Raw genomic sequence first — 12,806 nt, 5'->3', positions numbered from 1 at the left:
CGGCCCGGGCGGCGGGGGTGGGCCGGGCATGGGCGGCGGCGCGGCCACGGTGGGCGTGGCGCGCGCGCGGCAGGGCGATCTGCCGGTGCTGGTCAGCGCGCTGGGCACCGTCACCCCCCGTGACCCAGGTGGTGCTGCGCCCGCAGGTGTCGGGCGTGCTGACCGAGGTGCTGTTCACCGAAGGTCAGACGGTGCAGAAGGGCCAGCTGCTGGCGCGCATCGACCCGCGCCCGTTCGAGCAGGCGCTGACGCAGGCACAGGGCGAGCGCGCGCGCATCCAGGCGCAGCTGTCGGCCGCGCGCGTCACGCTGGGGCGCTACGAAACGCTGTGGAAGCAGGACTCTATCGCCCGGCAAGACGTGGACACGCAGGCCGCACTGGTCAAGCAGTTGGAGGGCCAAGTGCAGAGCGCCACCGCCAGCGAGGGCAATGCGCGCATCAACCTGGGCTATGCGCGCATCACGGCGCCCATCGCCGGCCGCATTGGCCTGCGCGCGGTGGACCCGGGCAACATGGTGCAGGCGGGCGCCACCACCGGCATCGCCACCCTCACGCAGATGACGCCGATCGACGTCAAGTTTGCCGTGCCGCAGGACCGCGTGCCCGAAGTGCTGGCGGCGCAGCGCACGGGCGCCTTGCCCGTCCAGGCGCTGGGCGGCACGCGCGAAGACGTGCTGGCCGCCGGCCGCTTCCTGACGCTGGACAACGTCATCGACACCGCCACCGGCACACTGCAGGCCAAGGCCCGCTTCGACAATGCGCAGGGCCAGCTGTTTCCCAACCAGTTCGTCAACGTGCGCCTGCAACTGGGCGCGACGCCGGGGGTGCTGGTGCCGGTGACGGCGGTGCGCACCGGGCCGGACGGCGATTACGTCTACGTGGTCGACGCCGAGCGCGTGGCGCACATGCGGCCCGTCAAGCGCGGCGGCGCGACGGTGGACGAGGTGCTGGTCACTTCCGGGGTGCAGGCGGGCGAGACCGTCATTACCGAAGGGGGCGACCGTGTGAAGGACGGCGGCCGGGTCTCGCTGGCGGGCGAACGGCCGATGGGCCGCGCATCCGGCGCGCCCGGTGCGCGCGGGCCGCGCGGGGGGGGCCAGCGGTGCGCCCGCGGCCGCCGGCGCGCCGCCCGCCAGCGGTGCCGCGCCGGCCCGGCCCCCTGCCTCGGGCGAACGGGCTGCGGCCCCGGCCCCGGCAAGGGCATCGCCGCCCGCACCGCAGCCGGCGGAACCGTCCGCGTCGGCGCCCGCCGCGCCCGCCAGTGGCGCCTGGCTGCAGCGGCTGCCGCCCGAACTGCGCGAGAAGGTGCTGGCCATGCCGCCCGAAGAACGCCGCACCTACCTGGAGATGCTGCGCGAGCGACGCCGTGCGCGCGAGGCGCAGCAGGGCGCGCAGTAAGCCGGCACGGCAGGCGCCGCGCTTGAGACCATGAATCCATCCCGCCTTTTCATCCAGCGCCCCGTCGCCACCGGGCTGCTCATGCTGGCGATCGTGCTGTCGGGCCTGCTGGGCTTGCGTTTTCTGCCGCTGGCGGCGCTGCCGCAGGTGGATTACCCGACGATCCAGGTGCAGACGCTGTACCCCGGCGCCAGCCCCGACGTGATGAGCCGCACCGTCACCGCCCCGCTGGAACGGCAGCTGGGCCAGATGGCCGGCCTGACGCGCATGAGCAGCACCAGCGCGGCCGGCGTGTCCATCGTCACGCTGCAGTTCGCGCTGTCTGAATCGATGGCATCGGCCGAGCAGCAGGTGCAGGCGGCCATCAACGCCGGCGGCTCGCTGCTGCCGGCCGATCTGCCGGCGCCGCCGGTCTACGCCAAGGTCAACCCGGCGGACGCACCCATCCTGACGCTGGCCATCAGCTCGGACAGCCTGCCGCTGACCGAGGTGCAGAACATGGTCAACACGCGGCTGGCGCAGAAGATCAGCCAGATCAGCGGCGTGGGCCTGGTCACGCTGGCGGGCGGGCAGCGCCCGGCGGTGCGCGTGCAGGGCAACCTGGAAGCCCTGGCCAGCATGGGCCTGGGGCTGGATTCGATCCGCAGCGCCATCAGCGGTGCCAACGTCAGCAGCGCCAAGGGCAGCTTCGACGGCCCCAAGCGCGCCTACACCATCAACAGCAACGACCAACTGCTGACGGCCGAGCAATACCGCGAACTGATCGTCAGCTATCGCGCCGGCGCGCCGGTGCGGCTGAAGGATGTGGCCGAGGTGATCCCGGGGTCTGAAAACAGCCGCCTGGGCGCGTGGGCCGCCATCCACCCGGACGGCGCCGCGCGCGCCAGCGCTGCCGCGGCGTCCGCGCCCGGTGAAGGCGGCTTCAGGCCGGCCATCATCCTGAACGTGCAGCGCCAGCCCGGCGCCAACGTGATCGCCACGGTGGACGCCATCCAGCGCCAGCTGCCCGAACTGAAGCAGGGCCTGCCCGACAGCGTGCAGGTGGCCGTGCTGACCGACCGTACGCAAGGCATCCGCGCGTCGGTGCGGCACGTGCAGTTCGAGCTGGTGCTGGCGGTGGTGATGGTGGTGCTGGTGATCTTCCTGTTCCTGCACAGCCTGCGCGCCACGCTCATAGCCTCCATCGCGGTGCCCATCTCGCTGGTGGGCGCGGCGGGGGTGATGTACCTGCTGGGTTTCTCGCTCAACAACCTGACGCTGATGGCGCTGACCATCGCCACCGGCTTCGTGGTGGACGATGCCATCGTGGTGATTGAAAACATCGCCCGCCATCGTGAGATGAACAAGTCGCCATGGCAGGCCGCCATCGACGGCGCGGGCGAGATCGGCTTCACCATCATCTCGCTCACCGTGTCGCTGGTGGCGGTGCTGATTCCGCTGCTGTTCATGCAGGAGGTGATCGGCCGGCTGTTCCGCGAATTCGCGGTGACGCTGGCGCTGACGATCCTGATTTCGGCGCTGGTGTCGCTGACGCTGGTGCCCATGATGTCGGCGCGCTGGCTGGAGCCGCTCGACCACGCGCAGACCCGCTTCGGTGCCGCCATGCAGCGCGGCATCGACCGCGTGATCGCGCAGTACGACCTGGGCCTGCGCTGGGTGCTGGCCCATCAGCCGGTGATGCTGCTGCTGGCCGTGGGCACGCTGCTGCTGACGGCGCTGATGTACTGGGCGATTCCCAAGGGCCTGTTCCCCACCCAGAGCACGGGCCAGCTGCAGCTGCGCGTGCAGGCGCCGGCCGACGTCTCGTTCGACCGCATGGCGGCGCTGCAGGGTGCGGCGGCCGAGGCGGTGCTGCACGACGCGGCGGTGCAGTCGGTCAGCTCGGTGGTCGGCGTGGACGCCGCCAACAACACCATGCTGAACAACGGGCGGCTGGTGGTCAACCTGCGCCCGCGCGGCGTGTTCGGCGAATCGCAGGCCGCCATCATGCAGCGCCTGGCGCAGGCGGCCGAGCGCAGTGCGCCCGGCACCACGGTGCTGGTGCAGCCGACGCAGGACCTGACGGTGGACAGCGAAAGCGGCGCCACCGAATACCGCTTCGCCCTGGAAGGCGTGGACACCGCCGAAGTCGACGCCTGGGCCCAGCGCCTGGCCGCGCGCCTGCGCACCTTGCCCGAACTGCGCGGCGCCACCACCGACGCCGGTGCGCAGGGCAAGGCGGCCTTCGTGCGGGTCGACCGCGACAACGCCTCGCGCCTGGGCATCACCGCCAGCAGCATCGACGACGCGCTCTACAACGCCTTTGGCCAGCGCATCGTCTCGACCATCTTCACCGAGACCAACCACTACCGCGTCATCCTGGAAGCGCAGCGCGACGAGGGCGCCAGCCTGCAGGCGTTGATGAACCTGCCGCTGCGCACGTCGGGTGGCGGCACCACGCCGCTGTCCAGCATCGCCAGCATCGTGGAACAGCCGGCGCCCCTGCAGGTGACGCGCGTGGCGCAGTACCCCGCCGCCAAGGTGGGGTTCGACCTGGCCCCCGGCGTGTCGCTGGGCGCGGCGGTCAAGGCCATCCAGGCGGCGGCGCAGGCCGAAGGGCTGCCGCCGGGCGTCACGCTGCGCATGACCGGCTCGGCCGGTGCGTACGAAGGCTCACTGTCGAACCAGCTGTGGCTGATTCTGGCGGCGCTGGTGTGCGTCTACATCGTGCTGGGCGTGCTGTACGAGAGCTATGTGCACCCGCTGACCATCCTGAGCACGCTGCCGTCGGCCGGCGTGGGCGCGTTGCTGGCGCTGTGGGTCACCGGGCATCCGCTGGACATTGTGGGCATCATCGGCCTGATCCTGCTGATCGGTATCGTGAAGAAGAACGCGATCATGATGATCGACTTCGCGCTGGACGCCGAGCGCCACCAAGGCATGTCGCCGCAGGACGCGATTCACCAGGCGGCGCTGCTGCGCTTTCGCCCGATCCTGATGACGACGCTGGCAGCGCTGGCGGCGGCGCTGCCGATGATGCTGGCGTTTGGTGACGGGGCCGAATTGCGGCGGCCGCTGGGGTTGGCGATCTTTGGTGGGCTGGTGTTGTCGCAACTGCTGACGCTGTTCACGACGCCGGTGATTTACCTGTGGTTTGATCGGTTGGGGGCGCGGGTTCGGGGTGGGGCGGGGGAGCGTGTGGGGGTGGGGCATGCTTGATTCAGCGCCCTCTATTGCTCCTGAAATGGTAGCTTGTGGCGCTGATGGGGTAAGCGCTGGGCTGGTTTTTGGTTTGTTTTTTGGGGATGCGCCGTCGGCCGGGATGTGCGCCCGGCGGCGTAGTCACTTTCTTTGTCTCGCCAAAGAAAGTAACCAAAGAAAGGCGACCCCACTGGCTGCGACCCTTCGCTGCGCTGCGGGCAACCTGCGGTGCTCGCGGCCGGGGTGCGCTGCGGAACTCACTGCGCGCTTGCAGCGCTTCGTTCAGACAGCCGCAGCGAGTCAGAGCACGAAGCGAATGCATCCTGCGGTGCATTCGCGCACCCCGCCCGCTGCGCTCCTCGGCGCATCCAGAGGGGAGGGGAAAACCGCACGGGCCATCGCTGCGCTCGGCCGTTGGTTGCTCCCTCTCCTGAATGCGCGAGGCAGCCGAGCACATGAGCCGAGGGCCGAGCGCTGCGATGGCCCGTTTGGACTTGACCTCCCCTCTGGCCGTGCCGAGAAGCGCAGGGCGTGGGGCGGGCGCGGCAGCGCAGCATGCCGCGCTTCGTGCTCTGACTTGCTGCGGCTGTCTGAGCGAAGTGAACGCAGTGAACAAAGCGAGTTCCGCAGCGCCGCCCCGCGCCCGAGCATCGCAGGTTGCCCGCAGCGCAGCGAAGGGACACGGCCAGTGGGGCCGCCTTTTCTTTGGTTACTTTCTTTTGGCGGAGCAAAAGAAAGTGACTGCGCCGCCGGGCGCACATCCCGGCCAGCAGCGCTTCCCCGCCGGCGCGCCCGAGAGGTCCGCGCATGAACCTCTCCCGCCCCTTCATCCAGCGCCCCGTCGCCACCGTCCTCCTCACCCTCGGCATCGCCCTGGCCGGCATCGTCGCCTTCTTCCTGTTGCCCATCGCACGCCTGCCGGCGGTGGACTTTCCGGTCATCAGCGTCAGCGCCAGCCTGTCCGGCGCCAGTCCGTCCGACATGGCCCGCAGCGTCGCCACGCCGCTGGAGCGCTACCTCGGCATCATTCCCGGCGTCAATGAAATGACGTCGTGGAGCAGCACGGGGCAAAGCCGCGTCACGCTGCAGTTCGACCTCAACCGCAAGATCGACGACGCCGCGCGCGAAGTGCAAGCCGCCATCAACGCGGCGCGCGTGGACCTGCCGGCCACGCTGCGCAGCAACCCGACGTATCGAAAGCGCAACCCGGCCGCGCAGCCCTTCCTGATCCTGGCGCTGACGTCGGACACGCGCACGCCGGGGCAGGTGTACGACGCGGTCAGCAACGTCGTCAGCCAGCGCCTGCAGCAGGTGCCGGGCGTGGGCGATGTCGAACTGGGCGGCGGGTCGCTGCCGGCCGTGCGGGTCGAGCTGAACCCCTTCGTGCTGAACGACCTGGGCATCAGCAGCGAGGACGTGCGTGCCGCCATCCAGGCCAACAACGCCAACCGGCCCAAGGGCATCGTCGAGGCAGGCACCCACGAGACCGGGCGCGCGCTGCAGATACTGACGCCGCCGCCGGGGCTGCGCGCGGCGTATTACAAGGACCTCATCGTCGCATCGCGCGGCGGCGCGCAGGTGCGGCTGGGCGATGTGGCGCGGGTGGTCGACAGCGTGGAGAACACCCGCACGCGCGGCATGTTCAACGGCAAGCTCGCCATCGTCGTGACCGTCACGCAGCAGCCGGGCGCCAACCTGATCGAGACGGCGGACGCCATCATGGCGCTGCTGCCTGGGCTGCGCGCGCAGTTGCCGCAGGACATTGCGCTGGACGTCGCCATCGACCGCACCGGCATGATCCGTTCGTCGGTGCGCGAGGTGCAGCTGACGCTGGTCATCTCGATCCTGCTGGTGGTGGTCGTCGTCGGCCTGTTCCTGCGCAACCTGCGCTCGGCGCTGATTCCCGGCGTGGCGACGGTGGTGTCGCTGCTGGGCACCTTTGCCGTGATGTACCTGCTGGGTTATTCGCTCAACAACCTGACGCTGATGGCGCTGACGGTGGCCACCGGATTCGTGGTGGACGACGCCATCGTGGTGCTCGAGAACATCTCGCGCCACCTTGAACAAGGCGTGCCGCGCAGGGAAGCCGCGCTGCGCGGCGCGCGCGAGGTCGGCTTCACGGTGCTGACGATCAGCCTGTCGCTGGTGGCGGTGTTCATCCCACTGCTGTTCATGGGCGGCGCGGTCGGCCGCATGTTCCGCGAATTCGCGATGACGCTGTCCATCGCGGTGGCGATTTCGCTCGTCATCTCGCTCACCACCACGCCGATGATGTGCGCCATGCTGCTGCGCCACCGGCACGACGGGATCGATGCGTCGGCCGCGCCGCGCCGCGCCGGCGCCATCCGCCGCGGCCTGGAGCGCGCGCAGGCCGCGCTGCAGCGTGGCTACGGCCGCGCGCTCGACTGGTCGCTGGCCGCGCCGTGGACCGTGATGACCGTGCTGGCCGCCGTGGTGGCGCTCAACGTGTACCTGTTCATCGCCATTCCCAAAGGCTTCTTTCCTGAGCAGGACAACGGCCAGTTGCAGGGCGGCCTGCGCGCCGACCAGAGCATCTCGTCCAGCGCGCTGGCCGACAAGCTGCAGCAGGCGGTCGACATCGTGCGGCGCGACCCGGCGGTGCAGACGGTGGTGGGTTTTTCGGGCGGCGGCGGTGCGGGCGGCGGCTTTTTGTCGGCGTCGCTCAAGCCGACCAGTGAACGCAAGGAAAGCACGCGTGAAGTCATCAACCGCCTGCGCCCGCAGCTCAACCAGATCACCGGCCTGCGCGTGTTCCTGAACCCCGTGCAGGAACTTCGCATGGGCGGGCGCAGCAGCAACAGCACCTATCAGTTCACGCTGAAGGCCGACAACCAGGCCGACCTGAAGACCTGGGTCAAGCGGCTGTCCGAACAGATGAAGCTGGACCAGCGCCTGACCGACGTTGACGACGACCAGACCGAGAACGGCGTGGAGACCTTCATCGACGTCGACCGCGACCGTGCGTCGCAGCTGGGCGTGACCACCAGCGCCATCAACAGCGCGCTCTACAACGCCTTCGGCCAGCGCAGCGTGGCGACCATGTACGCCGACGTGAACCAGTATTCGGTGGTGATGGAATGGGCGCCCGAATTCGCCAAGTCGCCCGTCGTGCTGCGCGACACTTTCGTCCCCGCGGGCCGCATCAGCACGGCCGCCAGCGCCAATGCCGCGGTGGCGACGACCGGCGGCGCCTCGTCGTCGGCGACAACGGCCGCGTCGACTGCAACGGCAGCGGCGGCGGTGTCGGCCAACCCCGCCTTGCGCAGCGCGTCGACGGGGCAGCCGCTGTCGGCGCAGGAGAGCCGCATGGTGCCGCTGTCGGCCTTTGCCACGGTGCGCGAACGGGCGGTGGCGACGTCGGTCGGGCACGACGGCGGCGAGCTGTCGAGCACGCTGTCGTTCAACCTGGGCGACGGCGTGTCGCTGGAAGAGGCGCGCCGCGCCGTGCGCGAAGCCGAGGCCGCCATCGGCATGCCCAATAACGTGCGCGGGCAGTTCAGCGGCGCGGCGGCCGAAGCGCAGAAGCAGCAGTCCGAACAGACGATGCTGATCATTGCCGCCATCGTGGTGATCTACATCGTGCTCGGCATCCTGTACGAAAGCCTGATCCACCCGCTGACGGTCCTGACCACGCTGCCGTCGGCGGGCTTCGGCGCGGTGTTCTCGCTGCTGGCGATGAAGCTGGAGTTTTCCATCATGGCGCTGATCGGCGTGTTCCTGCTGATCGGCATCGTCAAGAAAAACGCCATCCTGATCATCGACTTCGCGCTGGAAGCCGAGCGTTCGCGCGGGCTGACCGCCGCGCAGGCCGCGCGCGAGGCGGCGCTGATGCGCTTTCGGCCGATCATGATGACCACGCTGGCGGCGGCGCTCGGCGCGCTGCCGCTGGCCATCGGTTTTGGCGTGGGTGCCGAGCTGCGCCAGCCGCTGGGCGTGACCATCATTGGCGGCCTGCTGGCCAGCCAGTTGCTGACGCTGCTGACCACGCCCGTGGTCTACGTGCTGCTGGATCGGCTGCGCCAGCGCGCGGCGAACGAGGCGCACCTGGCGCGGGGGGCGGCATGAGCTACGGCCTGATCCGCCTTCGGCGTCTTTCCCCTTGGCCGGATGCGCGGCCCTGTGTTCGGCGCACCCATTACGTAAGGCGGGCATTCATGTCCGCCGTCGGCCTTTGCCATGAATGACTATCAAAAACATAGCTACATGCGCTTGCCCCATCAGCGCAGGGCGCCCAAAAGCCTTGCAGCCGCGGTCGCCGCAGCCTGCCTGCTCAGCGCCTGCTCGCTGACGCCCAAGACGGCCATGGAACCGATGCCGGTGCCGATGGCGTGGAAGACCGCCGCGCCCGCCGCCGGCTGGGTCAGTGCCGACCAGGCGCGCGCCTGGGCGCAGGGCCAATGGTGGCGGCTGTTCGACGACCCGGTCCTGCACGGGCTGGTCGAGCGGGTGGACTTGTCCAACCAGAACCTGAAGGCCGCGGCCGCCAACGTCGCGCAGGCGCAGGCGCTGCTGCGCCAGCAGCAGGCCGAGCTGCTGCCGCAACTGGGCGCGCAGCTGGGCCAGCAGCGCAGCGGCGGCGACAACCGCGCCACCACCGGCTCGGCCAGCCTCAACCTCAACGCCAGCTGGGCGCCCGATGTGTGGGGCCGCATCGCCAGCGCGGTCGACGCCCAGTCGGCCAGCGTGCAGGCCAGCCAGGCCGACCTGGCCGGCGCGCGCCTCAACGCGCAGGCCAGCCTGGCCGCGGCCTACTTCGCGCTGCGCGAGGCCGACGCCGAGATCGCGCTGATGGACGAGATCATCGCCAGCTACCAGCGCAACGCCAAAATCACGCAGAACCGCTACGACGTGGGCGTGGTGCCGCGCACCGACACCTTCCAGGCGCAGAGCACGCTGCGCAACGCCCAGGCCACGCGCGTGGCGCTGCAGCGCAGCCGCGCCACCTACGAACACGCCATCGCGTTGCTGGTGGGCGAGGCGCCGGCGGGCTTTTCGCTGGCGCCCGCGCCCTGGGTGGCCGCGGCGCCCGCGGTGCCGACCGAGCTGCCGTCGCTGCTGCTGCTGCGCCGCCCCGACATCGCCGGTGCGGAACGCGCGGTGACGGCGGCCAATGCGCAGATCGGCGTGGCGCGCAGCGCGTACTTTCCCAACCTGAGCCTGAGCGCCGGCCTGGGCGCGGGCGGCTCCAGCCTGGCCAACCTGGTGTCGGCGCCCAGCCTGCTGTGGTCGCTGGGCGTGGCGCTGGCGCAGACGGTGTTCGACGCCGGCGCCCGCGACGCCCGGTTGGCGCAGACGATGGCCGCGCGCGACGCCGCCGTGGCGCGCTACCGCCAGGCCGCGCTGAACGGCATGAAGGAAGTCGAGGACCAGCTGAGCGCCCTGGCCACGCTGGCCGCGCAGACCGAGCACGTGCGCGCCGCCGCCGAAGCGGCCGAACGCATCGAACAGCAGCAGATGAACCGCTACCAGTCGGGCCTGACGTCGTACACCGACGTCGTGACGGCGCAAGCCAGCGCGCTCAGTGCGCGCCGCAGCCTGCTGCAGTTGCAGCAGCAGCGCCAGCAGGCGGCGGTGTCGCTGATCCAGGCGCTGGGCGGCGGCTGGCAGGCGCCGTGGACGGTGACGCCTGCGGTGGCCGAGTGACGGTCATCCGCGCCGTTCACGCATCGCGTCGCTGCGGGGCGGACGAGACGCCAGTTTGACGCCGCACCATTGTGGGCGCCGTGCTTTCACGGCACCATGCGGTGCATGAACCCGACAGAAAACGCCTTGCGGCCCCCACTGGACGCCGCCGCCGTCGCCCACCTGCAGCAATGGGTGGGCCGCACCGAAGAAACCCCCGACGACATTGCCGCGGCGCCGCTGCGCGGGCTGTCGGCCACGCTGGACCGCGACGATCCGGCGCCGCAAAAGGGCACCCAGGTGCCGCCGCTGGGCCACTGGCTGTACTTTCTGCCGCACGCGCCGCAAAGCCAGCTGGGCGACGACGGCCACCCACGCCGTGGCGGTTTTCTGCCGCCGGTGCCGCTGCCGCGCCGCATGTGGGCGGGCGGGCGCCTGCAGTGGGCGCCAGGCAACCCGCTGCGCGTGGGCGACGCCGCGCGCAAGGTCTCGCGCATCGAATCGGTCACGCACAAGAACGGGCGGTCGGGCGAGATGGTGTTTGTGCTGGTCCGGCACGAAGTGCACAACCAAAGCGGCCTTTGCCTGACCGAGGAGCACGACATCGTCTACCGCGCCGCCGCGCGCCCCGGCGATCCCCCGCCTGCGCCGGTGGCGGTCGACGCCGCGCCGGCGTGGCGGCGGCAGATCAACCCCGACGACGCGTTGCTGTTCCGCTACAGCGCGCTCACCTTCAACGGCCACCGCATCCACTACGACCGCCGCTACGTTACGCAGGTCGAGGGCTATCCGGGCCTCATCGTGCACGGCCCGCTGATCGCCACGCTGCTGACCGACCTGGTGCGCCGGCACGAAGCCCTGGCAGTGCTGGAGCGCTTCAGCTTTCGTGCCGTGCGTCCGCTGTTCGACGGGCATCCGTTCTTCGTCTGCGGCCAGCCGTCGGACGACGGCCGCCACGTCCGGCTGTGGGCGCAGGACCACGAAGGCGCGCTGACCATGCAGGCCGAGGCCGACCTGGCCTGGGTGCTCTAAGGCGACGCTGAACAAGCCCTCGCGGCGCTGGCATCTGTGGATTTGGGCGGTCTGCGGCGTTGCAAATCCTCGCCATAGCCCAAGCTATGGCTGCGGTTTGCGCCTTGCATCCCATCCCAAACTACAGCGCCAGCCTCCGCGCGGACTTATTCAGCGTTGCCTTAAGGGCTTCGCGCGTCTGGCGTTCGCCCAGCGCTTTGTATACACTTTGCGCCAGATCGCAGCGGTGCCCTGGCGCCCGCGCAGCCGGCTGGCTGCAGCGCCCGATGCGCGATCGACCTGAACGGCTTGCAGCGCCCGCGGTGGCGAGCCCTCTTGCATAGGACATCGTTCATGGAAGCCTACCTGCTCGACTGGGCCAACCTGCTGCTGCGCTGGCTGCACGTCGTCGTCGCCATCGCCTGGATCGGCTCATCGTTCTACTTCGTCTTTCTCGACAACAACCTGCTGGCGCCCACCGCCGACGACCTGAAGAAGAAGGGCGTGGACGGTGCCATGTGGGCCGTGCACGGCGGCGGGTTCTACAACCCGCAGAAGTACATGGTGGCGCCCAAGGGCGGCATCGACAGCAAGCTGCACTGGTTCTACTGGGAAAGCTATTCGACCTGGCTGTCGGGCTTTGCGCTGTTCTGCGTGCTGTACCTGTGGAACGCCAGCGCCTTCCTGGTCGACCGGCAGGTGCTGGACTGGTCGCCCGCCGCGGCCGGCCTGGCGGCGGTGGCCTTTCTGGTCGGCTTCTGGGTGGTGTACGACGCCATCTGCCGGGTGTTTGGGTTCCGTCCCAACGGCGAGCGCATCGTCGGCGCGCTGCTGATCGTGGTGGTGGCGTTCTCGGCCTGGCTGGCGTGCCACCTGTTTTCGGGCCGCGCGGCGTTCCTGATCGTCGGCGCCATGCTGGCCACGGCCATGAGCGCCAACGTGTTCTTCTGGATCATCCCCGGCCAGCGCAAGGTGGTGTCCGCCATGACGTCGGGGCAGCCCTACGACGCCAGCGCACTGGCCATTCACGGCCAACGCGGCAAGCAGCGCAGCGTGCACAACACCTATTTCACGCTGCCCGTGGTGTTTGCCATGCTCAGCAACCACTACAGCTTTCTCTACAGCCACCCGCAGCGCTGGCTGGTGCTGTGTCTGATGATGCTGGCCGGCGCGCTGATCCGCCAGTTCTTCGTGCAGCGCCACGGCTGGCACCACGGGCGCGCCGCCAATCCGTGGCCGTACGCGGCGGCCGGCGTGCTGGTGCTGCTGGGCGTCATGGCCTGGCTGCGTCCGGCGCCGGCGGCGGTGGCCGCGGTGCCCGCCACCGTCGATTACGCGCAACTGCGGCCCATGATCGAGCAGCGTTGCCAGTCGTGCCACGGTGAAGCGGTGCAGATGAAGAACCTGCGCTTCGATTCGCAGGCCGCCGTCGAGCAGCACGCGCAGCAGATCTACCAGCAGGTGGTGGTCACGCGCGCCATGCCGTTGTCCAACGCCACGCAGATGACCGACGGCGAGCGCGCCATGGTGGCCCGCTGGTTTGAGGCGCAGGCTCGGCGCTGACAACAAAGCCG

The 12,806-nt window shown here is 70.0% G+C and carries 6 protein-coding genes; all 6 read left to right on the top strand.

Going from position 1 to position 12,806, the window contains the following annotated elements:
* Positions 1–119 precede the first annotated feature (119 nt).
* The 6 genes from R0D99_RS10505 to R0D99_RS10480 all read left to right on the top strand — a co-directional run bounded on the left by R0D99_RS10505 (position 120) and on the right by R0D99_RS10480 (position 12,795).
* Positions 120–1,424 (top strand): efflux RND transporter periplasmic adaptor subunit, encoded by a 1,305-nt coding sequence (locus tag R0D99_RS10505; RefSeq protein ID WP_317748201.1) that lies wholly within the window; start codon positions 120–122, stop codon positions 1,422–1,424.
* 4 nt (positions 1,425–1,428) lie between these two features.
* Positions 1,429–4,596, top strand: a complete 3,168-nt coding sequence (locus R0D99_RS10500) for an efflux RND transporter permease subunit (protein ID WP_317748200.1) — start codon at positions 1,429–1,431, stop codon at positions 4,594–4,596.
* A gap of 789 nt (positions 4,597–5,385) precedes the next feature.
* Entirely contained in the window at positions 5,386–8,664 is a 3,279-nt protein-coding gene (locus R0D99_RS10495) for an efflux RND transporter permease subunit (RefSeq protein WP_317748199.1), read from the top strand.
* A 237-nt stretch (positions 8,665–8,901) separates the two neighbouring features.
* On the top strand, positions 8,902–10,242 hold the full coding sequence (locus tag R0D99_RS10490; RefSeq protein ID WP_317748198.1) for an efflux transporter outer membrane subunit: 1,341 nt from the start codon (positions 8,902–8,904) through the stop codon (positions 10,240–10,242).
* A gap of 105 nt (positions 10,243–10,347) precedes the next feature.
* On the top strand, positions 10,348–11,253 hold the full coding sequence (locus tag R0D99_RS10485) for an FAS1-like dehydratase domain-containing protein (protein ID WP_317748197.1): 906 nt from the start codon (positions 10,348–10,350) through the stop codon (positions 11,251–11,253).
* A 333-nt stretch (positions 11,254–11,586) separates the two neighbouring features.
* On the top strand, positions 11,587–12,795 hold the full coding sequence (locus R0D99_RS10480) for a urate hydroxylase PuuD (protein ID WP_317748196.1): 1,209 nt from the start codon (positions 11,587–11,589) through the stop codon (positions 12,793–12,795).
* The last annotated feature ends 11 nt before the right edge of the window (positions 12,796–12,806 follow it).

Origin of the sequence: Ottowia sp. SB7-C50, assembly GCF_033110285.1 — a bacterium.
Lineage (GTDB): Bacteria > Pseudomonadota > Gammaproteobacteria > Burkholderiales > Burkholderiaceae_C > Ottowia.
This window is presented reverse-complemented; position numbering and strand designations above follow the sequence as displayed.

Excerpts from the sequence above, each read along its gene's own strand:
- R0D99_RS10480 (WP_317748196.1), top strand. The coding sequence starts at position 11,587 with ATGGAAGCCTACCTGCTCGACTGGGCCAACCTGCTGCTGCGCTGGCTG.
- R0D99_RS10490 (WP_317748198.1), top strand. The coding sequence starts at position 8,902 with ATGGAACCGATGCCGGTGCCGATGGCGTGGAAGACCGCCGCGCCCGCC.
- R0D99_RS10485 (WP_317748197.1), top strand. The coding sequence starts at position 10,348 with ATGAACCCGACAGAAAACGCCTTGCGGCCCCCACTGGACGCCGCCGCC.
- R0D99_RS10500 (WP_317748200.1), top strand. The coding sequence starts at position 1,429 with ATGAATCCATCCCGCCTTTTCATCCAGCGCCCCGTCGCCACCGGGCTG.
- R0D99_RS10495 (WP_317748199.1), top strand. The coding sequence starts at position 5,386 with ATGAACCTCTCCCGCCCCTTCATCCAGCGCCCCGTCGCCACCGTCCTC.